This window comes from Lactobacillus taiwanensis, assembly GCF_017894345.1.
GTDB classification, from domain to species: domain Bacteria; phylum Bacillota; class Bacilli; order Lactobacillales; family Lactobacillaceae; genus Lactobacillus; species Lactobacillus taiwanensis.
The window spans coordinates 1363950-1388398 of the sequence record NZ_CP059276.1; the positions used below are offsets into that span (position 1 = coordinate 1363950).

The 24449-nt window shown below is 34.3% G+C and carries 21 protein-coding genes; 4 read left to right on the forward strand and 17 right to left on the reverse strand.

The features are described from left to right. Positions 1 to 4 precede the first annotated feature (4 nt). Together H1A07_RS06635 and H1A07_RS06640 are read right to left on the reverse strand one after the other, a co-directional pair. Entirely contained in the window at positions 5 to 1969 is a 1965-nt protein-coding gene (locus tag H1A07_RS06635; RefSeq protein ID WP_210144759.1) for a sugar MFS transporter, read from the reverse strand. Between the two features lie 197 nt (positions 1970 to 2166). Continuing rightward, on the reverse strand, positions 2167 to 3177 hold the full coding sequence (locus H1A07_RS06640; RefSeq protein ID WP_210144760.1) for a LacI family DNA-binding transcriptional regulator: 1011 nt from the start codon (positions 3175 to 3177) through the stop codon (positions 2167 to 2169). A gap of 213 nt (positions 3178 to 3390) precedes the next feature. Here H1A07_RS06640 and H1A07_RS06645 point away from each other — a divergent pair, with 213 nt between their 5' ends. The 3 genes from H1A07_RS06645 to galE are packed head-to-tail and all read left to right on the forward strand — an operon-like array spanning position 3391 to position 7232. Then, positions 3391 to 5271 (forward strand): glycoside hydrolase family 2 TIM barrel-domain containing protein, encoded by a 1881-nt coding sequence (locus H1A07_RS06645; protein ID WP_210144761.1) that lies wholly within the window; start codon positions 3391 to 3393, stop codon positions 5269 to 5271. Then, entirely contained in the window at positions 5255 to 6208 is a 954-nt protein-coding gene (locus H1A07_RS06650; RefSeq protein WP_210144762.1) for a beta-galactosidase small subunit, read from the forward strand. Before H1A07_RS06645 ends, H1A07_RS06650 begins: the two co-directional genes overlap by 17 nt. A gap of 31 nt (positions 6209 to 6239) precedes the next feature. Further along, positions 6240 to 7232, forward strand: a complete 993-nt coding sequence (gene galE, locus H1A07_RS06655) for a UDP-glucose 4-epimerase GalE (protein WP_210144763.1) — start codon at positions 6240 to 6242, stop codon at positions 7230 to 7232. Between the two features lie 89 nt (positions 7233 to 7321). On the opposite strand, the gene trxB is transcribed toward galE, so the two are convergent. From trxB to H1A07_RS06705, 10 genes are all read right to left on the reverse strand, one after another. Beyond that, entirely contained in the window at positions 7322 to 8257 is a 936-nt protein-coding gene (gene trxB, locus H1A07_RS06660) for a thioredoxin-disulfide reductase (protein WP_210144764.1), read from the reverse strand. A gap of 71 nt (positions 8258 to 8328) precedes the next feature. After that, a complete protein-coding gene (locus H1A07_RS06665) occupies positions 8329 to 9348 on the reverse strand; it encodes an NAD(P)H-dependent glycerol-3-phosphate dehydrogenase (protein ID WP_210144765.1) in 1020 nt (339 codons plus the stop codon). Between the two features lie 35 nt (positions 9349 to 9383). Then, the gene (gene lgt / locus H1A07_RS06670) at positions 9384 to 10220 is read right to left on the reverse strand and encodes a prolipoprotein diacylglyceryl transferase (RefSeq protein ID WP_094496247.1); all 837 of its coding nucleotides are present in this window, start codon (positions 10218 to 10220) and stop codon (positions 9384 to 9386) included. Continuing rightward, complete coding sequence (hprK, locus tag H1A07_RS06675; protein WP_057719575.1) at positions 10217 to 11176, reverse strand: HPr(Ser) kinase/phosphatase; 960 nt, start codon at positions 11174 to 11176, stop codon at positions 10217 to 10219. Before hprK ends, lgt begins: the two co-directional genes overlap by 4 nt. After that, complete coding sequence (locus tag H1A07_RS06680; protein ID WP_057719576.1) at positions 11169 to 11447, reverse strand: hypothetical protein; 279 nt, start codon at positions 11445 to 11447, stop codon at positions 11169 to 11171. Before H1A07_RS06680 ends, hprK begins: the two co-directional genes overlap by 8 nt. Before the next feature lie 18 nt (positions 11448 to 11465). After that, positions 11466 to 12582 (reverse strand): peptide chain release factor 2 gene (prfB, locus tag H1A07_RS06685; RefSeq protein WP_210144766.1). Its coding sequence is split into 2 segments (ribosomal slippage): positions 11466 to 12509 and positions 12511 to 12582, totalling 1116 coding nucleotides; the frame shifts between segments, so codons are not numbered across the junction. 80 nt (positions 12583 to 12662) lie between these two features. Next, a complete protein-coding gene (secA, locus tag H1A07_RS06690) occupies positions 12663 to 15062 on the reverse strand; it encodes a preprotein translocase subunit SecA (protein ID WP_094496248.1) in 2400 nt (799 codons plus the stop codon). A 158-nt stretch (positions 15063 to 15220) separates the two neighbouring features. Further along, complete coding sequence (gene hpf, locus H1A07_RS06695) at positions 15221 to 15766, reverse strand: ribosome hibernation-promoting factor, HPF/YfiA family (protein ID WP_057719579.1); 546 nt, start codon at positions 15764 to 15766, stop codon at positions 15221 to 15223. Between the two features lie 81 nt (positions 15767 to 15847). Further along, positions 15848 to 16519 (reverse strand): ComF family protein, encoded by a 672-nt coding sequence (locus H1A07_RS06700; RefSeq protein WP_210144767.1) that lies wholly within the window; start codon positions 16517 to 16519, stop codon positions 15848 to 15850. Beyond that, positions 16516 to 17703, reverse strand: a complete 1188-nt coding sequence (locus tag H1A07_RS06705) for a helicase-related protein (protein WP_244974191.1) — start codon at positions 17701 to 17703, stop codon at positions 16516 to 16518. The genes H1A07_RS06700 and H1A07_RS06705 overlap by 4 nt, the downstream gene beginning before the upstream one ends. 123 nt (positions 17704 to 17826) lie before the next feature. Here H1A07_RS06705 and H1A07_RS06710 point away from each other — a divergent pair, with 123 nt between their 5' ends. Continuing rightward, positions 17827 to 18492, forward strand: a complete 666-nt coding sequence (locus tag H1A07_RS06710; protein WP_210144769.1) for a YigZ family protein — start codon at positions 17827 to 17829, stop codon at positions 18490 to 18492. Positions 18493 to 18519: 27 nt separating this feature from the next. On the opposite strand, the gene H1A07_RS06715 is transcribed toward H1A07_RS06710, so the two are convergent. From H1A07_RS06715 to H1A07_RS06735, 5 genes are all read right to left on the reverse strand, one after another. Next, on the reverse strand, positions 18520 to 19662 hold the full coding sequence (locus H1A07_RS06715; protein ID WP_094498673.1) for a glycosyltransferase family 4 protein: 1143 nt from the start codon (positions 19660 to 19662) through the stop codon (positions 18520 to 18522). 101 nt (positions 19663 to 19763) lie between these two features. Then, positions 19764 to 21386, reverse strand: a complete 1623-nt coding sequence (gene rny, locus H1A07_RS06720) for a ribonuclease Y (protein WP_094522991.1) — start codon at positions 21384 to 21386, stop codon at positions 19764 to 19766. 123 nt (positions 21387 to 21509) lie between these two features. Next, complete coding sequence (gene recA, locus H1A07_RS06725; RefSeq protein WP_210144770.1) at positions 21510 to 22619, reverse strand: recombinase RecA; 1110 nt, start codon at positions 22617 to 22619, stop codon at positions 21510 to 21512. Positions 22620 to 22780: 161 nt separating this feature from the next. Further along, positions 22781 to 23344 (reverse strand): CDP-diacylglycerol--glycerol-3-phosphate 3-phosphatidyltransferase, encoded by a 564-nt coding sequence (pgsA, locus tag H1A07_RS06730; RefSeq protein ID WP_094498678.1) that lies wholly within the window; start codon positions 23342 to 23344, stop codon positions 22781 to 22783. Further along, entirely contained in the window at positions 23344 to 24393 is a 1050-nt protein-coding gene (locus H1A07_RS06735; protein WP_094496255.1) for a helix-turn-helix domain-containing protein, read from the reverse strand. Before H1A07_RS06735 ends, pgsA begins: the two co-directional genes overlap by 1 nt. Positions 24394 to 24449: the final 56 nt, after the last annotated feature.

The window sequence follows — 24449 nt, forward strand, 5'->3', positions numbered from 1 at the left end:
TCCTTTATTCTGCTTGTAATCCCATTGTTTTTTCTGAATTCTTTAGCGCTTCTCTAAATTCTACGCTTACAACTTCTTCTCCATACTTAACAGTCTTACCAGTTTCAACTTCACTAGTTTTTACAATTTTTCGTGGTTGTGTATAAAAAACAATTACTGTGTCTTGATAACCATTTTCAAGAGCAAGGTCTCGATCAAATTCAAGTAATAAATCTCCTTTTCTCACATTTTGACCATCATCATAGTAAGTCTCAAAGCCTTTTCCACGTAAGTTAACCGTTCCTAAACCAACATGTACCACTACCTGTAACCCTTCATCAGAAACAATTTCGAAAGCATGTTTAGTAACAAAGGTAAATTTAATTTTTCCATTAAATGGGGCATGGATCCTTCCTCTACTTGGCTTGATAGCAAATCCTTTACCTGGAAACGGCTTATTATTCTCATCAATAACTTCGCTTAAATTCATTAATTCACCATCCGCTGGTGCATAAACAATTTCATTTGTAACACTCGCATCAGGTTCTTCTTTATCATTTTCAATCTTGCCCTCCGCCAATTTATCTTTTAATTCTTCAACAACGGCCGCATGTTTCTTTTCTGATAATGTTACTTTTGTCAAAAAAACAATGATTGACAAAACAGCTAAAATTAATGGAATATATAAGGCAATAATATTGAAAGTATTAATATCATGAGCCGTCATATCAGCAGCAGTAGCTGTTCCAGTCATTCCAGCCGCAATTGCAACATAACCAACTAAAGCATTAGAAACTGCCCCAGTAAATTTATCAATCATTGGACGAACAGCTAAGACAACTGCTTCATTTCTTTGCCCATTCTTAAGCTGACCATATTCAATAGCATCAGTTAAAGTCAATACGGTTACCAACTGAGCGAAATTAATATTTAGTAAAACTAATCCCAAATCCATTAGGATTACATTATTACGTCCAAAAATGAAGAGAACGTAAGCTAAAATCATACAAGTTTGACCAGCAACAAATAACCATTTTCTTGGAATATATTTATTTAAAATTGGAAAACTTGGACTGATACAAAAGCCAATAATAGTTGCGATAACACCTACTACCCAGAATTCGTTAGGCTTACCAATTACAAATTTATACATATAAAACAAAACACCATTAGTAATAATATAAGCTAATGAATATAAGAGGTAAGCAAGACTTGGCCATAAGATTTGATCATTATGAAATATTGCTCCAAAAACTTGCTTCAAACTTGTCTTCTGCTTCGCCGAATTTCTAATAATATTGTGCTTTTCCTTAGTACCAAAGCAAACAATTAAAGCACAGACAATGGCGAGAGCAGAAATTACTGCTGCAAAAGCTAGCCAGCCAGCTGCTCCTTCTTCGTGCTTACCAGTTACCATATAAGTAACACTGGTCACAATCGGTACTACGATAATTGTTAATCCGTTCCAGCCAATTGTTCCTGAAAAAGCACCCAATGATGTATAAATTCCACGTGCATGTGAATCTTCACTTAAAGCTGGCACCATTCCCCAATAAGAAACATCAGATAATGAATAAAAAATATCAAAACCGATATAAATTAAGATAAATAATACAGCAAATAAGAGCCAACTTTCTTGAGCTAAACCAAAAATTCCAGTAAACAATACCAATAAAAGTAGTGCACTTACTAGTGTACCCACTAAAATCCAAGGTTTAAACTTTCCCCACTTTGTTTTAGTATTATCGACTATATTTCCTAAAATAGGATCAATTACTAATTCAGCTATCCTGATGACAACCATTAAACCAGTAATTAATCCAATCAGCTTACCTGCAATAGATGCCTGCATTCCACTGAACATACTACTGGTGATAAAAATAACAAAGTATGTGCTCATTACACCATAGAAAGCTGAATGACCTAAATTACCCAAACAAAATGACGCGTAGGAAAGAATTTGCTTTCCTGACTTTCCATGAGATTTCATAAAAATTTCCTCCTCATCGCAACTGCGCAATCGCTTACATCGATATAATACTCGTGTTTATATCTCTAGTAAATAAATAACTTTTATTTACTAAATAATTTACTAAATATCAAAACAAAAAAGGAATGTCTCTATCAGCATTCCTTTTTTATTTTTCTATGAAAAATTATTTTTATTTATTAAATTATTTATCTTCCTTAGGAATAAAACTTAGGAATAAAACTTTTACGGATAACTAATTTTGTGTTCATATTTACATCAATATGAGCTCGATCAGGTTTAATAATTAAATTAATCAGCATACTTAATGCCATATCAATCATTTCTTGCTGGTCAATATTATAAGACGACAAAGGCGGAGAAACATATTTAACAACATTGCTATTGTTAATACTTAATATCGCTGTTTCTTTTGGAATATTAATCCCTTCTTCATTAAATGCTTGTAAAACGCCCACTGCTAGCGTATCAGAAGCAATTAAAAATGCTTGGGGAAACTTATTTTTACATTTTGCCGTAACCTTTTTACCTAATTGATAACCATTTTCAACACTAAAAGGCCCCTCAACAAACATATAATTATTATTTTTTCCTCTAGCTTTCAAGTATTCAGCAAAAGCACTAGCTCGCCGATCAATTTCTTGAATTCCGTCATGCTTTGGTCCGACTCCACCAATAAATCCAATTTTTTCATATCCTTTTTTGAAGAACAGATCAATCGCATTTTTAACCGTAAGTTCAAGATTTGGGCGAATAGAATCAAATAATTCAGGAGCAGGATTTGTATCAACAAAAACTCCATTAGGCAGTATCTTATGCAACTGCTTTAATTTTTTATTTTCAATTGGTGCAGCCCCTATCCCAATAAATCCTTGAAATAAAGAAGCATTTTTTATTAAATCATCTATTTCATAAAATGTTTTCATTTGAAGGGCTTCTTTTTCAACTGTTGAAATTAAAGCATTTTTTAACGAAGTAAAATATTCATCTTGTAATTGCTCTTCATGATTAACACGATACAACAGTGCGATCGTAGGACGAATTTTCTTTTCTTGATGATCTTTCCAGTAACCTAACTTATTAGCAATCTCTAAAATTTTATTTTTTGTATCAGCTGTAATGGATAAGTTAGGATCATTATTTAACAAACGAGATACAGTGGCTGGAGAATAACCAGATTCTTCTGCTATTTTTTTTATAGTTGCCATAATTAATTCTTTCTATAATTTAATTACTCTGTTTAAACAAAAGTTTTATTTTTTCTATAAATAACATTATCAGTTCGGAAGATCATTTTCAAAACTAATCAATAAAACACAAATATTATTTGTAAATCATTTACTATTTTCGAGTAAATTATTTATTTAGGTGATATAATAAAAGCGTCTTCAATATAATATTCTTAGAAATCAGGTAGAACCATGAAAGCAAATATTCGATGGCTAGATGATCCAGAAACTTTCCGCGTTAATCAAATTGCAGCGCACAGTGATCATTTATATTTCAAAAATTATGAAGAATGGGAACAAAAATGTAGCAGTTTTATTCAAAGTCTAGATGGAAAATGGCAATTTAAATTTTCTAATAATCCCCAAACTAGACCACTTGATTTTTACAAAACTAATTTTGATGCTTCAGATTTTGATTTCATTCCTGTTCCAAGTGAAATTGAATTAAATAATTATGCACAAAATCAATATATAAATACCCTCTATCCTTGGGAGGGAAAAATTTTTCGCAGACCAGCTTATTCACTAGGACAGAAAACAGATCGTTCATTCAGTGAAGGAGAAGATAATACGGTCGGTTCTTACATTAAACATTTTGATCTAGATAATTCTTTTCAAGGAAAGCACGTTCATGTTTTCTTTGAAGGAGTAGAACGAGCAATGTTTGTTTGGCTAAATGGTCATTTTATTGGATATGGTGAAGATAGTTTTACTCCATCTGAATTTGATCTTACCCCCTACCTTAAAGAAAAGAACAATATTTTAGCTGTACAAGTATTCAAACACAGTACTGCCTCTTTTTTAGAGGATCAGGATATGTTTAGATTTTCTGGAATTTTCCGCTCAGTAAAGCTACTTGCTTTTCCAGAAACACATTTAATGGATCTTACATTAAAACCAACAATTACAAATGACTACCATGATGGAATTTTCAATGCCAAATTATCCTTTACTGGTACAAAAGATGGATATGTACGTTTAAAAATAAAAGATATCAATGGGCGAACTTTACTGGATGAAGAACATAATCTAACTTCAACAATTACAATCGAAAATAAATTACTGGAAAACATTCATCTTTGGGATAACCATCACCCTTATTTATACCAGTTATTTATTGAAGTCCAAGATTCAAATAAAAATCTAATTGAGTTAGATTCTTATAAATTTGGATTTCGAGAAATTAAAATAACTGACGATAAAGTTGTATTACTCAATGGAAAGAGACTAATTATAAATGGGGTCAACCGACACGAATGGAATATGAATAGCGGACGTACCATTACTAAACAGGATATGAAGGCCGATATTCAGACCTTTAAAAGAAACAATATCAATGCAGTACGTACTTGCCATTACCCTAATCAAATTCCGTGGTATTACTTATGTGATCAAAATGGTATCTACGTTATGGCAGAGAATAATTTAGAATCTCACGGAACATGGCAAAAAATGGGAGAAGTTGAGCCTTCGTATAATGTTCCAGGATCTTTAGCAAAATGGCGTAATGTAGTTATTGATCGTGCCAGAAGTAATTATGAAACTTTAAAGAATCATACTTCTATTCTCTTTTGGTCGCTAGGTAATGAATCATATGCTGGTGAAAATTTAATAGCAATGAATCAATTCTATAAATCACACGATGATACACGCCTTACGCATTATGAAGGTGTGGTTCATACACCAGACTTAAAAAATAAAATATCTGATTTAGAAAGTTACATGTATCTTCCACCTAAAGAAGCTGAAAAATATTTAAAAAATAATCCTTCAAAGCCATTTCTTGAATGCGAATATATGCATGATATGGGCAATTCAGATGGTGGAATGAAATCTTACATTAAATTAATTGATGAATATCCACAATATTTAGGCGGATTTATTTGGGACTTTATTGATCAAGCTCTTTTAACCTATGATCCAATAAGCGGTAAAAAAGCACTCAGATACGGTGGCGACTTTGATGATCGACACTCAGATTATGAATTTTCTGGGGATGGTCTAATGTTTGCTGATCGAACTGAAAAACCAGCAATGCAGGAGGTTAAATATTATTATGGATTACACAAATAAACTCCACATTATTTACGGAGATGCAGCGTTAGGAGTACAAACTAAAAAATTTCAATATATTTTTAGTTATGAAAAAGGCGGACTTGAATCCCTAAAAATCAATAATAAAGAATGGCTCTATCGGATCCCTACTCCAACATTTTGGCGTGCCACAACTGATAACGATCGCGGTAATGGCTTTAGCGTTAAGGCTGCTCAATGGTTAGGAGCGGATATGTTCAGCCAATGTAGTAAAATTCATCTAACAGTTGATGATCAAAAATTTGATCCTCTACCTATCGCTCCATTCAATAATCAATTTTCTAACCATGAATATGCAAATCTCGTAAAAATTAGTTTTGATTATAAAACTACTACTACGCCGGCAACTATATGCACGCTTACCTATGTTATTGATTCCAGTGGACATGCAACTATTAAAATGCGTTACATGGGAAAAGAAGGATTGCCATCTCTTCCAGTCCTAGGAATGCGTTTTATCATGCCTACGATGGCAACTGGATTTGAATATTACGGTCTTTCTTCTGAAACCTATCCTGATCGTAAAGCAGGGGCAAAAAAAGGAGTATTTCACGTAAAAGGTTTACCTGTCACAAAATATTTGGTTCCACAAGAAAATGGCATGCATATGGACACAGATAAATTAATTATCACTAGAAATACTAGCCTGAATAATGCAGATCGTGATACAAATGATTTTCAACTAGAAATTAATAAAACTGATAAACCACTTAACTTTAGCTGCCTCCCCTATACCGCTGAAGAATTAGAAAATGCCACACACATTGAAGAACTTCCACTAGCACGCAGAACAGTTTTAGTAATTGCTGGAAAAGTACGCGGTGTAGGAGGAATAGACAGTTGGGGGACAGATGTCGAGGAAAAATATAGAATAGATTCAAGTAAAAATTTTGAATTTTCATTCAAATTAAGTTAAAAATAATAAATTTAGAAGGAGTATTATAAATATGAAAGTATTAGTTATCGGTGGAGCTGGATATATCGGCTCTCACGCTGTTAGAAAGTTAATTGAAGAAGGAAACAATGTTGTCGTTTTAGATTCTCTTTACACTGGCCACAGAAAGGCTGTTGATAAAAAGGCTAAATTTTATCAAGGCGACATCGAAGATACTAATTTAATAAGCAAGATCTTACGGGACGAAAACATTGATGCTGTTATGCACTTTGCCGCTTACTCATTAGTTCCTGAATCTGTTAAAAAGCCTTTGAAATACTACGACAACAATGTCTCAGGTATGATTTCATTACTTCAAGCAATGGATGACGCTAAAGTTAAGTATTTGGTCTTCTCATCAAGTGCTGCTACTTATGGTATTCCAAAGACTTTACCGATTACTGAAGATACACCACTTGATCCAATCAATCCTTATGGCGAAACCAAGATGATGATGGAAAAGATTATGCACTGGGCTGACAAGGCTGACAGCATTAAGTCTATCGCTCTTCGCTACTTTAATGTTGCTGGTGCTTCAAGTGACGGTTCAATTGGTGAAGATCACGGTCCTGAAACTCACCTAATTCCAAACATCTTAAAGAGTGCTATTTCTGGTGATGGCAACTTTACTATTTTTGGTGACGACTATGACACTAAAGACGGTACTAATGTCCGTGACTACGTTCAAGTTGAAGACTTAATTGACGCCCATATCTTAGCTCTTAAGCACGTAATGGAAACTAACAAGTCTGATGTCTTTAACTTAGGTACTGCTCAAGGTTACTCAAACTTAGAAATTCTTGAAGCTGCTAAGAAAGTTACTGGCATTGACATCCCTTACACTATTGGACCAAGAAGAGGCGGAGACCCTGATTCCTTAGTTGCAGACTCAAGTAAGGCACGTAAAGTTCTAGGCTGGAAGCCAAAACATGAAAATGTTGATGACGTTATCGCAGCTGCTTGGAACTGGCACAAAAGCCACCCAAAGGGCTATGAAGATAAGTAAAGAATAAAGCAAAATAATAATTTTAATTTCACGTACAACAAAAGCTGTCTACCAACTCATGATAGACAGCTTTTAATTTTAGATAGGTCTTATTCTTCACTTAAGCCTTGGTAGTAATTGTATACTTCTTGACCAGCAATACTTCCTTCACCAACAGCCGTAGTGATTTGACGAAGTTCCTTAGAGCGAACATCCCCTAAGGCAAAGACACCATCAAGTCTAGTACGCATATGGTCATCAGTTAAGATCCAGCCTTGTTCATCAGTAATGCCCAAGTCTTTAAAGGCAGCAGTTTGTGGTTGAATACCAACATAGATAAATACACCAGCTACTTTAACTTCTTTTTCTTCACCAGTTTCTTTATCCTTGTATTTAACGCCGACTACTTTATTTCCATCGCCAACAATCTCTTCAGTCTGAGCATTCCAGATAAATTTCATTTTATCATTTTCAAAGGCCTTCTTTTGTAATTCAGCCTTTGCGCGAAGTTGATCACGACGATGAATAACAGTAACCGACTTAGCTGATTGAGCTAAGTAAAGGCCTTCTTGAATAGCAGAATCACCGCCACCAATTACTGCAACATCTTCATCCCTAAAGAAAGCAGCATCACATACCGCACAGTAAGAGACACCTTTTCCAGCATATTCTTCTTCACCTGGTACTCCAAGATGCTTATGAACTGCACCAGTTGCAATAACAACAGCGTTAGCTTCATATTCACCTGAATCAGTTTTAACAATTTTCTTCTTACCATCCTGCTCAATACTTTGAACATCGCCATAAGCAAATTCAGCTCCAGCATTTGTTGCAGTCTGATACATCTTCTCACCTAATTCAGGTCCCTGAATATCTACAAAGCCAGGATAGTTATCAATACCAGCTGTATTATTCATTTGACCACCATAAATACCGCGATCAAGAATTACAACCTTTAAGTTGGCCCGAGCGGCATATAATGCAGCAGTCAATCCACCAGGACCTGCTCCAATTACGATTACATCATAAGTCTTTTTCTCAGACATATTCTCGCCTCAATTCTTACTTTTCGTAAGTATATCTTACTATTAAAAAATAAAAATTGCAATCTTTTTGCCTAAAGTTGAATTTCAGGCTTTGGGTTTCTTCCCATCATTGTCTTAATTTCTTCATCAACATCAGCATTTTCGTAAAGAACACGGTAAATTGCTTCACTAATCGGCATATCAATATTCTTTTCTTCTGCTAATTCATGGACAGCTTTAACAGTAGTAGCCCCTTCCACAACCTGTCCCATATTTTCTAAGACATAGTCCAGGCTCTTTCCTTCACCGATTTGCTTCCCAGCACGCCAATTACGAGAATTAGATGAAGTAGCCGTTACGATTAAATCACCAATACCAGAAAGACCTGAGAACGTCATTGGCTTAGCACCAAAGTATTTAACGCCTAAACGAGTAATTTCAGCTAAACCTCTAGTCATTAAAGCAGCTTTAGCATCATCGCCATATCCTTTACCAACTAAAATACCAGCGGCAATTGCAATAACATTTTTAACTGCTCCACCTACTTCAACTCCAACTAAGTCATCATTAGTATAGAAGCGAACGTAATTATTTGAGAATAATTCTTGAACTCGTTTAGCATTTTCTTCACTAGTAGAAGCACATGCGATTGCAGTCAGATCTTTTTGGGCCACATTTTCAGCATGACTAGGACCAGAAATAGCAACAATTTTTTCACTATTATTAGGATAAACTTCTTCAGTTAAAATATCTGAAATTAATTTTTTACTACCTGGTTCAATTCCTTTAGTAGCAGTTACTAATAGAGGAGTAGCACCAGTTTTATCCAATATTTTACGTACCTTCTTAGCAACAATACGTACTGCTTTAGTTGGTAAAACAAATAAAACAATTTCAGCCCCATCTAAAGCATTCTCCAAATTTCCAGTAGCTGGGACATTTGGATTAAGCTTCCAATTCTTCATATAGTGAGCATTAGTATGGTGTTCGTTAATTTCTTTGTTAACACTATCAATGTTTCCATATAACACAACATCATTTCCGTTATCTGCTAACATTGATCCAAGAACAGAACCCCATGAACCATTACCTAAAACTGCAATTTTTGCCATTTTCTTACTCAAACTTTCTATAAAACCTATTTCTTTCAATCTCTATTATACGGGTATTTCAATCCACTACCAGCTAAATACCATTTTGGCTTTACAACTTTACGCCGATAAACCCATAAAATAATCGCACCAAAGAATAATACTAAGCTTAAGGCTTGTGAAACTCTAATTGTATTAGCAATATACAAGCTATCAGTTCTCATCCCTTCAACAAAGAAACGAACAGCTGAATACCAAATCACATAACTTAAAAAGATTTCGCCGCGCTTAAAGAGATGTTTTCTATGTCGTAAACTTAAAATCAAAATTAAACCAATCAAGTTTAAAGTAGATTCATATAAATAAGTCGGTTGATAATAAGCGCCATTGATATACATTTGCTGAATAATAAAATGAGGTAAATGTAAACTTTCTAGAAACGCCAAACTTGTTTTTGCACCATGCGCTTCCTGATTCATAAAATTACCCCATCTAGCAATTACCTGAGCAGCCATAACACCAGGAGCAATAATATCAAGCATCAAAAACGGTGGTAACATTCTCTGATGACAGAAAACTAACAAGACTATTAATCCAGCAATTAATCCACCGTAAATAGCAATTCCACCATTCCAGATAGCGATTATTTGATCTGGGTGCTGTGAAAAGTAACCCCATTCAAAAACCACATAATAAATACGTGCTCCAATAAAGCCAATTGGAACTGCCCAAAGAAGGAAATCAATAAAATCATCAGGCATGATATGCCTTTTTTTACCTTCATTAATCGCCATTAAAGTTGCTACCAATACACCAGTAGCCATTAAGATCCCGTACCATTTAACTTGAAGTGATCCTAAAGTAAAGGCTACGGGATTTAACGCTAAACTCATTTTTTATTTTCACCCTCACTTTTTTTAGAATTATCTGAAATTAACTCAGTTAAATTCTGTTCAAATTTTTGACTTGCATCATATCCCATCTTCTTAGCTCTAAAGTTCATGGCTGCAACTTCAATAATAATTGCTAAGTTTCGACCAACTTTAACTGGGACAGTTACTTGCGGTACATCTACTTCAAAAATTTCTTGCGTCTTTTCATTAAATCCTAAACGATCATAATTAGCTTTAGGATCCCAATTTTGTAAACGAATAATTAGTTTGATTTCAGTACTATTCTTAACCGCACCAGCTCCGAATAAGCTCATGACATCAATAATTCCAATTCCGCGAATTTCCATTAAATGCTTTAGAATTTTTGGAGCTTCTCCAACTACGGTTTTGTCATCTTTTTGATAAACATCAACTCGATCATCTGCGATTAAACGATGGCCCCTCTTAATTAAATCTAGGGCAGTTTCAGACTTACCAACACCAGAATTACCAACAATTAGTACACCCATACCATAGATTTCGACTAATACACCATGCATACTCTTTCTAAGAGCTAATTGCTCATCTAAGAACTGCGTAATAACACTAGAAAGATGTGTGGTAGCCATGTTACTAGAGAAAACCGGAATATTTTCTTTATCCGCTGCTTCAAGTAATTCAGAAGGAATTGGCAATCCACGAGACACGATAAAACAAGGTGTTTCCGGAGTAGCCATTTTATTGAATACTCTCTCACGCAAATCATGATCTAAGCGAGCACTGTAAGAAATTTCGGTTCTCCCTAAAAGCTGAATTCGATTTTTAGGATAAAAATCAAAATATCCCGTTAATTCTAATCCAGGACGTGAGATATCAGAAGTATTAATTACCTTTTCATTTAAATATTCTTTTCCTTCAACAATCTTAAGTGAAGGAACATCTTTTACTAATTCACTAACTTTAACTGCTTCAACCATTTTTGTTGTCCTCTTTATCTTCTACATCTTTGACTGAAACATTTCGTGCTTTCTTTCGCTTTTGATTATTAGCAGGATGCTGAACTGGATTATGAGTATCTGAAACCTTATTATCTTTTTTACTACCTGAAAACTTAGCCATTAGCCAAATTATCAAAGCAACAATTAATGCAAGTGGTAAAAGTCCAATAAAGAACTTAAATACTGCAAACAAGATACTCAAAATAACCAAGGCAACCAATACTAATATTAAAATAGTTACAAATCCCATAGGCTTTTTCCTTCAACTTTAATTTGGATTTCTTTGACTTAATAACCATTGTAAATAGGCATAGATAAAATCATCTAATTTTCCATCCATTACACCATTTACATCACTGGTTTCAAAATTAGTTCGATGATCTTTTACCATATTATATGGATGAAAAACATAAGATCTAATTTGTGAACCAAATCCAATTTCTTTTTGATTCCCTTTAAGCTCTTCGGTTTGTTTTCTCTTCTTTTCTTCTTCAAGCTGGAACAATTTAGCACGCAACATATTCATTGCAGTTTCTCTGTTTTGAAGCTGAGAACGTTGAGCTTGAGATGAAGTAACAATACCAGTTGGCAAGTGGGTAATTCTTACGGCACTTGAAGTCTTGTTAATGTGCTGTCCACCAGCACCACTAGAGCGATAAACATCAATTCGTAAGTCATCTGGATTAATATCAACTTCAATACTCTGATCAATTTCAGGAATTACTTCAACTGAAGCAAAAGAAGTGTGTCTTCTTTTAGCTGAATCAAAAGGTGAAATTCTTACAAGACGATGAACCCCATTTTCCGACTTAAGTAAGCCAAAGGCGTTCTTGCCTTGAATTCGGATACTTACACTTTTAGCTCCTGCTTCTTCACCAGGTTCATAATTTTCAATTTCGAATTTTAGACCATGGTTAGAAGCGTATCGGTGATACATTCTTAACAGCATATCAGCCCAATCCATGGCTTCGGTACCACCAGCACCTGGATGAATTTCCATCAAAGCATTATGTTGATCATACTTATCTGATAACAGTAATGATAATTCATAATCATGAAAACTTTGTGATAAAGAACCCATTTCTTCGGATAATTCTTCACTTAATTCAGGATCTGGATCTGCCTTAAGGAGTTCCAAGGCCGTTTGAGCATCATCAAATTTTTCTTCAAGATTCTTAAAATTCTCACTTTTTTCCTTCATTTGATTAGTTTCACTAATCAAACTCTGTGCCTGATCTTGATTATCCCAAAAACCAGGCTCAGCCATTTTCTGCTCATTAATTGCAATACTTTCACTTAATGAGTCGAAGTCAAAGAGACCTCCTGAAGTGATCTAATTTAGGACTAAGCTTATTTAATTCTGCTTGAATTTCACTAATTTCCATATTAATTCCTCGCATTACTTAAATTATTATTACTTTAATAATAGCAAAAAAGAGAGACATTATCTGCCTCCCTTTTTGTTTTATCGACTAATGTTCTGTCTGATTTGAGCCTTCATAAATAGACGGGTGGCATCAAATTCGATATCACTGATCATTTCCTCAAACATTCTATAGCCTGCTTCTTGATATTCCACTAATGGATTAAGTTGACCATATCCTCTCAAACTAATAGATTGTCTCAATTGATCCATTGCATCAATATGATCAGTCCAGCGTTCATCTACAACACGCAAGATAACAACCTTTTCAAATTCTAGCATTTGTTCTGGATCAGCAAGTTGCTTTTCTTTCTCAGCATAATTATCTTCTGCTATCTTATAAAGACGCTTCTTTAATTCTTCAGCACTTAAGTGCTTCATATTAAGCTTTTTAGTAGTTTCTTCATCAGTAATAGCAGACGAAATGAAATCTCTTAACTGATCATTACGCCAATCTTTTTTATCACCCTGTGTATACATATCAACTTGATGATCAATAGTCCGTTTAATCATCGGCATTAATACAGGCTTCAATGTTTTTTCTTCAGAGATAACCTGCATTCTTTCACCATAAATGATTTCACGCTGAGTACGCATAACATCATCGTATTGCAAAGTTTGCTTACGAGTATCGTAGTTGTTACCTTCAACACGCTTTTGAGCTGATTCAACTTGCTTAGTAATCATCCGTGATTCAATAACTTTATCGTCATCATTATTCGAGATTCGATCAAGGAAGAGCTTTACGCGATCTCCACCAAAACGCTTCATCAAATCATCTTCTAATGAAAGATAAAATCTTGTTATACCAGGATCTCCTTGACGACCAGATCTACCACGAAGCTGATTATCAATACGACGAGATTCATGACGTTCAGTACCAATAACTGCTAAGCCACCTAATTCTTTAACACCAGGCCCTAATTTGATATCAGTACCACGACCAGCCATGTTCGTTGCAATTGTAACTGCTCCTCTTTGACCAGCATTCATGATAATTTCTGCTTCTTTAGCATGGTTCTTGGCGTTCAAAACTGCATGTGGAATACCCTTTTGATCAAGCATTTGACTTAAACGCTCTGAACTTTCAATCGCAACTGTACCAACCAAAACCGGTTGTCCCTTTGCATGCCGTTCTTTGATTTCCTTTGCTACAGCTTCAAACTTTGAATCAAGAGTTGGATATAAGATATCTGGCAAATCTTTACGTGCAATTGGTCGGTTAGTAGGAATAGTAATAACTTCCATGTTATAAATTTCACGGAATTCTTCTTCTTCTGTTTTAGCCGTACCAGTCATACCAGCCAATTTCTTATACATTCTAAAGAAGTTCTGATAAGTAATTGTTGCTTGAGTCTTAGATTCTTCTTGGATCTTAACTCCTTCTTTAGCTTCGATAGCTTGGTGAAGTCCATCAGAGTAACGACGTCCCTCCATTACTCGTCCAGTAAAGGAATCAACAATCATAACTTCTCCATTTTGTACCACATAATCAATATCTTTTAACATAAGGTAGTTAGCTCTCAAAGCTTGATCAATGTGGTGAACTAAAACCTGGTTATCGATATCGTATAAGTTCTTTAAACCAAAGTGTTCACAAGCTTTTTTAATTCCTTGATTAGTTAAATTAATAGTTTTTGTTGGCCAATCAATTTTGTAGTCACCATGATCTTCATCATCATCCGCATCATCGTCACTTTTATCTTCAGTTAAAGTTTTGACAAAACGATCAGCACGGATATATTCACTGTTTGCTTGCTCTGCTTGACCAGAAATGATCAAAGGTGTTCTAGCTTCATCAATTAAAATCGAGTCAACCTCATCAATAATTGCATAGTTAAGCGGACGTTGAACCATTTGATCCTTGTAAACAACCATATTATCTCTTAAATAATCAAAACCTAATTCAGAGTTGGTTGAGTAAGTAACATCACAATTATAAGCGTCTCGCTTTTCATCTGCAGACATTGAGTTAAGGTTCAAACCTACAGTTAAACCTAGCCACTTATAAAGCTGTCCCATTTCACTTTCGTCACGGCTAGACAAGTATTCGTTAACCGTTACAACATGAACACCTTTACCTGTCAAAGCATTCAAATAAACAGGTAGAGTCGCAGTTAAAGTCTTACCTTCACCGGTCATCATTTCAGCAATATTACCATAGTGAAGCGCAATACCACCAATAATTTGAACGCGGAAAGGATATAATCCTAAAACTCTCTTAGCACCTTCACGAGCTGTCGCAAAAGCTTCTGGCAAAATATCATCTAATGTTTCACCATTATCTAAACGCTTGCGAAATTCAGGTGTCTTTGCTTGTAATTGCTCATCAGACAACTTTTCATATTCGTCTGCTAAAGATTCTACCTTAGTTGCTAATTTTTCAAATTTCTTTAATTCTTTTCTGTCATTGTCATAAATTTTTTTAAGAATATTAGCCATTTAATCGGTCCTTAAGTTTAAATTTTGTGCACAAATCTAAAATAATACTATGTAATTTTAACATTAAATTGTAAAAATGAGAAACCTACTATTGCAAGAAAAAGCCTCTCAAGCTTTATTATTGCTTGAGAGACTATTAATTTTTAAAATCACCTTAATTATTCGTTAGTTTCAATTAGGCCGTAACGACCATCATTTCTGCGATAAACAATACTTGTTCCATTAGTATCTGCATCTTCAAAAACAAAGAAGTCATGACCTAATAGATCCATTTGTAAAACCGCTTCTTCAGCACTCATTGGCTTTAAGTCTAAGTGCTTGTTACGAACAATATCAAATTCTTTAGGGGTCTTCTTTTCTTCCTCTAAATCTTCATAGAAGAAATCCTTTAGTCCCTTTTCACGACTCTTTCTGTTAATACGAGTCTTGTATTTTCTAATTTGACGCTCTAACTTTTCAGAAACAAAGTCAATACTCTTGTACATGTCATCAGTTGTATCTTCTGCACGTAAAACTAAGTATGGAAGTGGAATAGTTACTTCAACCTTAGAAGTGTGATCTGGATAAACCTTCAAATTGATGTGAGCAATTACATCAGAATTAATTTCGAAGTACTTTTCGAGCTTTGTCAATCTTTTTTGAACATAATCTCTTAAGGCATCAGTAACTTCGATATTTTCTCCACGAACATTGTATTTTAACATTGTAGATTCTCCTTCCAACGTCTTATGACGTTTTTCTTTACATATCTAGTATAACAAATTGTAAGCGGTTTTACTAATGATTTATCTACTTATTGTAAAACTATTTATTTCACAATTAGAATATACTTCTAAAAGTGCATCCCGCGCATGATAAAGCGTCCTCCCAGTAGTATAAATATCATCCAATAATAAAATTTTTCCATTAATATTTTCCTTTTTAATAGCTAGAAATGTCTGTTTAGTTAATAAGCGCTCATTCCTATTCTTCTCGCCTTGTGCTTTTTCATTATCGTTTTTAATTAATAAATTAGTCAGCGGAACTAAGTTCTGATAAATAGACCTTATCGTATCAAAACCGCGTCTCTCCAAATGGCTAGGAGAACTAGGTACAGGGACATAATAATCAGCTACTGGTAAATTATCAATTAATTCAGCTAGGACATGACACAAAATATAATTTCCATATCTTTTGTACTGCACCATAAGATCATGGAAAGCGTCATTATACTTATATAAAGACTTATTGTCTAATAAATTGTTTCCATATATTTTTTGCCACTGAAGACAATCAGAACATAAATCTTCTTTCTTTACTTCTTTACTACATCCTCTACATAATTTACCCGACTTTTTAGCAAAATTTTCTAAGCAAAAATTGCAAGTATATTTTTCTTTAATTTTAGTAAAAGAAAGTAACTTTTCGTAATTAATTTGTCTTCTAAAATTAGAATTACACAATAAACACTTACTCATTTATTCATCATCCTAATCTGTTTCATGGCTGCCCTTAGGCTTTTCGTATATTTGTGATAACAAAACATTACTAATCCATTTCGATCATCGGCACTTCGTCCTACTCTTCCAGCAATTTGAACTAAACTGGGTGTATTATAAATTGGATCATCAGCTGCAATCACAATTACTTGAACATGCTTAAAGGTTACCCCGCGCTCTAAAATAGTTGTTGTTAACAAAATATCGATTTCTCCTGTACGAAATTTAGCTACTTTCTCTTGTCTCTCTTTATCGCCTGCACAGACGCTAACAATCTTATTTTTATTAAACGATGTCCTTAAATGCTGCTGATAAATTGGTAGTTCTTTAATTCGAGGGACAAAAATTAAAAGCGGCTTTTTCATCGTAAGAATCTTTTTGATCTGACTAATTAAGGCAGGATGAATCTTACCTTTTTTAGAAATAAATGGTTTTAAAAAGTATTTTTCTTTAGGTACCGGTAACAAACCTTGGTGAAATCTCCTTTTAAGTAAGGAATAATTTATAGCTTTTCTTTTTGCTTTTTTTAATAACTCCTCATCAGGTGTTGCTGTTAGAAAAAAGGTACAACCCGTTTCTTTGATTGCTTTTTCAGCGGCAAAATGTAGCATTTTGTTTTCATAAAATGGGAACGAATCCACTTCATCAATCACAATCAAATCAAATGCTTGATAAAATTTTAAAAGTTGATGCGTAGTACAAATGATAAATTGTTCATCTTCGGCTTCGTGATATTCTCGTCCATGATATTTACCAATCTTTACAGCTTTAAAAGCTATTTGAAAACGTGGAAATAATTCATCCACTACGTCAATTCTAGGTGTTGCAATTGCAACTCTTGCTCCATTTTTCAAAGCAGTCTCTACAACTTTAAAAAGCATTTCAGTCTTACCAGCCCCAGTTACGGCATGAATTAAATGATCTCTTTTTTCCTTAAATGATTGAACGAGTCCTTTTGAAATCACATCTTGTTGTTCTGTCAGCTTTCCGTTCCAACTAAGTGGATTGAGTAAAGGCGAATATGAACTACTCTCTAAACTTCTCTCTAATTCATCCCCTTCACTTATCCTCCCTAGCCCAATACATTCTCTGCAATACTTGCGTCCATCTGGCAGGCTAAAAGACGATTCAGTATTACATCTTTGGCAAACTCCATTTATCATTGCTGGCACTTTTGTCGTTTTAATGTTTATGTTATGGTTATTTTGATCATAGATCCATTGCCGTCCTTTTAATTTATTCATTTCGATCACCCTAATATTAATTACGCAATTGGAGGCGATTTTTTGTCATTAAAGCAAAAAAATTATTTAACCATTAGTAAATCAGGGCAACACGAAATAGTTATTAAGAAAAGTAGATTTATCTGTTCTTTTACTCGAACTAAAACAGTTGAAGAAGCTCAAGCTTTTATTGCGAAGATTTCTAAAAAATATCATGATGCAAATCACAACACATATGCTTACACAATTGGCTTAAACGATGACCAAGTTAAAGCAAGTGACAACGGTGAACCATCTGGGACGGCTGGTATTCCAGAACTAAAAGCTCTTCAACTAATGAAATTAAAAAACGTAACCGCAGTTGTTACTAGATATTTCGGCGGTACTAAATTAGGAGCTGGCGGATTAATTCGGGCTTATTCTAATTCAATTACCGAAGCCGCTCAAAACATTGGTGTTGTAAAATGCGTTATGCAACAAAGAATTGAATTTTCTATTCCTTATAATCGTCTTGATGAAGTTAATCATTATTTAGAAGAAAGTAAAATTTTAATTGCTAACCAAGCCTATACTACTGATGTAACTATTCAAATTTTTCTAGATCTTGAGCAAATACCTCAAGTTGAAAAAGATCTAACTAATTTATTATCAGGAAAAGTAGAATTTAAAAAGCTTGATCAACGCTTTAATGAAATTCCCATTACCGATTTCAATTTTCATGAGCAATAAAAAAAAGATTTACGTTAGTGCTATACACTAATGTAAATCTTTTTTGTCTGTATTTTTTTTATTTAAACGTCTTACTTTTACCTCTGGATCTGCACGCTCCATCTTATTAATTGTTCTCTGCAAGAAATGAAGTAAGGGCTTATATTTTTCACCCAATAAGCCAATAGTTTCGACGAATAATTCTACCGCAAATAATAAGCCTAAAATTAATAGCCAAATTCCCCATCTTGGAGAAACAAGTGACAGCAATGACACAAATGAAAAAATAAGCGATATTCCATAAATTGCTAAAACTGTTTGACGATGGCTTAGACCCATTCTCAACAATTGATGATGCAAGTGATGCTTGTCAGCCTGTGAAATATTCCTCTTATTTAATTTTCGTCTAATCATTGCATAAACAGTATCAGTAATTGGGACACCCAAAATAAGTATTGGAACTAATAAAGATACAAAAGTTACATTTTTTAATCCTTTTAGAGACAATACGGAAATCATGAATCCGATATAAAGCGCTCCCGTGTCTCCTAGAAAAATCTTTGCTGGATGAAAATTATAGGGTAAAAATCCTAGCAAGCAGGCCGCAAGCATAATACAGGTAATCGGAACATAATGTTGCCAACTTTTCAAAAAGAAAAATCCTACAATTCCCATCGTTACGAGTGAAATCATAGTAACTCCGGTAGCAAGGCCATCCAAGCCATCAATTAAATTAACAGCATTGGTTAAAGCTAAAATCCAGAAAATAGTTAGTGGAAAACTCCACCAGCCTAACTGAATATGTCCTAAGAGTGGCAAGCTTAATTCTTTTACCTTAATTCCCGCTAAAAAATATACTACTAGAGCAGCAATAAAGATTCCAAACATCTTCTGTCTTGGTTTTAATTCTAAAATATCATCAATTAATCCAGTTAGAATGATAACACTAGATGCTAATAATACAGAAAAAAGTTCATGAGTTGGAAAATCCTGCCTCAATAAGACAAATTGTCCAATATTAAAAGCAACAAAGATTGCTAATCCACCAATAGTAGGCATTGGCTTTTTATTAATACGACGAGCATTTGGATTATCAACCGCACCTAATACAAAAGCTAATTTTCTAATAAAAGGAGTTATAGCAGCAGTAATGATTACTAATAAGAATATTTTTACAATTGTTTGAAACATAACAATCTACTTTCTAAACTTCTTTTTTCATTATACCTACCACTAAATATAAACACAATAAACTATAAATAAAAAAGACGAATCTTAAAGATTCGTCTTTTTTATTTAGCTATTGCAACAGCACGTTTTTCTCGAATAACTGTAACTTTAATGTTACCAGGATATTCCATATCTTGTTCGATTTGATTTCTAATGTCATGAGCCAAAATAGTAGTTCGAGCGTCAGAAATTTTATCTGGCTCAACCATTACTCTTATCTCACGGCCTGCTTGAATTGCATATGCTTGCTTAACACCAATATGGCCTTTCGCTATGGTCTCTAGTTGCTCTAATCTACGAATATAATTCTCTAAAGATTCGCTTCTAGCACCTGGACGAGCTGAGGAAATTGTATCAGCAGCTACCACTAATTCCGCAATAAATGATAATTTTGGAACATCGTCGTGGTGAGCAGCAATTGCATTCACAACCAAATCTGGTTCATGATACTTGCGTGCAAGTTCAACACCAATTTCTACGTGGGAGCCTTCGATCTCATGATCAATAGACTTCCCAATATCGTGTAATAATCCTGCGCGTACCGCTATTTTTTCGTCTAAACCAAGTTCAGCAGCCATTACACCTGTTAATTTACCTACTTCAATAGAGTGTGACAAAACATTTTGTCCATAAGAAGTACGATATTTCAATCGGCCCAAAATCTTTACTAATTCTGGATGCATCTTATGAATGCCAAGTTCCATCAAGGCACTTTCACCGGCTTCGTAAATATCATCATTTACTTCTTTACGAGCTCGATCAACCATCTCTTCAATTCGTGCGGGATGAATTCGGCCATCTTTAATTAGACGCTCCAATGCTCTTTTGGCAATTTCTCGTCTAATTGGGTCAAAACCACTTAAGACAACTACATCTGGAGTATCATCAATGATTACATCTACACCAGTTAATGCTTCAAAAGAACGAATATTTCTACCCTCACGACCAATGATACGTCCTTTCATATCATCGCTTGGCAAATTAACAACTGAGACAGTCTTTTCAGAAACTGTATCTGCTGCACTACTTTGAATTGCATCAATAATTACTTTACGAGCAAAATGATCGGCTTTTGCTTGAGCAAGTTGATTACTTTCTTCAATCATTTCAGCTCTTTCTTTCACTAATTGATCTGAAAGTTTATCTAAAACAATCTTTTTAGCATCTTCTTGATTTAACTCTGCAACTTCATAGAGCTTCTGCTCACGTTCAATAATTAACTGATTGGCTCTCTTTTCTTTTTCCAAGACGTGAGCCTGCAATTTTTTAATTTGGTTTTCTTTTTGTGTGAGCTGGGAATCTTTTTGATCCAGCAGACTATCTTTATGATCAATTGCATCTTCACGTTGCAGCAAGCGATTCTCTTGTCTAGAAACTTCTTGTCGACGCTCATTAAGTTCATTATCTACTCTTTCGCGATAATGATGAATTTCTTCTTGTGCCTCCAAGATTTTTTCTTTCTTTGCATCAGCCGCAGCCTTCTTCATTGCTTCTTTTTGTGAAGCAAGATCAGCTTCAACAGCTTTAGCCTTACTTTCCGCATCTGCCAAGATGTGTTTTGCATCATGAGCTGCATTTTGTGCTTGAGTTTCCCATTTATTCTTACGGATACTATAACCAGCACAACCTCCAACAAAGACAGAAATAATAGCGACAGCAACAGGAACTAAAATTGTATTTATCATATCTTTTACTATCGCCTTTTTATAGAATTATTTCACACATTATTAATAATAAAAGTATCCGCAAGTGATGTCAATCATACAAAAAACCTTAGCATTTAAATGCCAAGGTTTAATTGGATCTGTTTACTCTTTTTTTGTACTTTTCTCGTTAGAAATATCTTTATTTTTAGCTGATGCTTCCTTTTCTTTTTCCTGCTCTTGCTTTACTTTTTCAGGATTTTCTCGTTCCTCAATTGCTTTAGCATCAATTCCATATGCTTCACGTACTTTTGCTTTTACCTCATCGTAAACGTCTGGATGTTCTTCAAGATATTGCTTAGCATTTTCACGACCCTGTCCAATACGGTCATCGCCATATGAGTACCAAGAACCAGCCTTTTTAATGATATCTTTATCAGCAGCCATATCAATTAATTCACCAGTTTGAGAAATACCTTTACCATACATGATATCTACTTCAGCAACTTTAAATGGTGGAGCTACTTTGTTCTTAACAACCTTTAATTTTACACGGTTACCAATAACATCTGAACCTTGTTTAATTTGTTCCGCACGACGTACTTCTAGTCGGATGGTAGAGTAAAACTTCAAAGCACGACCACCCGGAGTTGTCTCAGGATTTCCAAACATAACCCCAACTTTTTCACGAATTTGATTAATGAAAACAGCAATTGTTTTAGTTTTAGAAATATTTCCAGAAAGTTTACGAAGAGCTTGACTCATTAATCTTGCTTGCAACCCAACATGAGAGTCTCCCATATCACCATCAATTTCAGCTCTTGGCACTAAGGCAGCTACTGAGTCGACAACTAAAATATCAATTGCACCACTTGCAATTAATGTATCAGCAATTTGTAAACCTTCTTCTCCAGTGTTTGGTTGAGATAAAATCAATGAATCAATATCTACGCCTAAAGTTTCCGCGTAAGCTGGATCCATGGCATTTTCAGCATCAATATACGCTGCAGTTCCACCACGCTTTTGTACTTCTGCAACAGCATGAAGAGCCACAGTAGTTTTACCAGAACTTTCTGGGCCGTATACTTCAATAATTCGTCCACGTGGATATCCACCAACTCCAAGAGCTGCATCTAAAGCTAGTGAACCAGAAGGAATAGTGGAAATTTGGGTGTCTACTTTTTCACCCATGCGCATAACCGCGCCTTTTCCAAAGTCTTTTTCAATCTTCTTTAAGGCAATATCTAGGGCCTTCTTTTTATCATCTTTAGCCAAATTTCTTCCTCCTTATGCATTTACAATAATTATACTTGGTTTTATTACCTAAAAGCAAGAAAAATACGAACTAACGTTCAATATTATATTCTCTATAATTTATTACGCAAAATTCCAATAATTTTTTTCAAAAAAAAGAAGCATTCCTGCTTCTTTCAAATCTATATTTCACCTTTAAATACATCGCCACTTTGTCTAAAGTAATCATAACCTGAGTAAATAGTAAAGATTAGGCAAATATACAACAAAATAGTACCAATGTAGTATACATCACCAAATAATAAGAAAATAATTGATAACATCTGTGTAGTTGTCTTAATTTTACCTGGCATCTTTGCTGCTAAAACTTGACCTTTATTTTCAGCTAAAATCAAACGTAAACCCGTAACAGCTAACTCACGGCAAACAATGATTGCTACAACCCATGCTGGTGCTAAATCTAATGAGATCAAAAATACAAATGCTGTCATCGTTAACATCTTATCTGCTAATGGATCAGCAAATTTTCCAAAATTAGTAACCAAATTTCTTGAACGGGCAATATGTCCATCTAAAAAGTCAGTTATTGAAGCTACAGCAAAAATTACAGCAGCTAATACATGAGACCAGTAAATATGTGCTCCTAAGAAAGTTGTCCCACCAGCTGGCCAATTAAAAATTAGAACCAGCATAAAGACCGGAATCATAAAGATTCTGAACATAGTTAATTTATTTGGTAAGTTCATTAACGGTTACTTTGACCTCCATTATTTTGATTAGTATTTGTTTGTCCTTGCGTATTTTTTACATTTTGTTGCACATTTTGATTATTTTGTACGCTTTGGCTGTTTTGAGTATTTTGATTTTGCTGAGTTTGTGTATTTACAGTATTAGTAGAACGAGAGTTTTGAGTCGCAGCATTATTTTGTTGATTATTACTGTTTTTGCTATCTTTGCTATTAAAAGTAAATTTTAAAGTTAATGGTGATGCTGGGTTAGTTTTACTACGTGCATCTACTTTTTTACCAGCTAAAGTTAAGGTAGTTGAAACACTATTTCCCATTTGTACAGAAACATTATTCACATTTTCTGGTAGTTGAACTGAATGTTTACCATTAGCCTTCAAAGTTCCTTGCCAAACAGAAGAACCATTAACTAAAATTTGTGCCCAAACTTCATTAGTAGTTGTTCCTAAAGTTAAAGTCCGATCATTCTTCATCCCACTAACACGGTAACTATTATTACCTAAACTAGAAATTTTAACTTCTGAACTTGCATTCTTTGGAATTGATTTCTTCTTTGATGAAGTTTTGGATTTTGAAGATTTAATACGAGAAGAAGAAACAGTTACATTTTCGGCTTGATTTGCTGATTGTTGGTTAGTACCAGTAAAGAAGCGAGTATAAACAATATAAACTACTAAAATTACTAATACAACTCCAACTACTGTTGCAATCTGTGGCAAGTAACTACGCCACATACCTTTACGGTTATTGGTGGTTTCCTTAATCCTCTCACTCTTATTGTCGATTGAATTTTCGACATATTCTTCAGGCTTTGCTTCGGGTACTTCAGACTTATAATCTGCTAGCAATTCTTTACCATTCAAACCAACTACATCAGCAAATTGTCTAATAAAAGCTCTGACATAGAAATCTCCTGGCAATTGATCAAAATCATTATTTTCAATTGCAGTAAGATATCTACGCTGAATTTTAGTTATTTTTTCAACATCTTCAATTGACATACCCTTTGCTTTACGAGCACTGCGTAATTTATCTCCAATATCTGCCATAATATCCTCTCAACTTTTTGCAATAATTCAAATATGAGTATACCAAACTAATCATC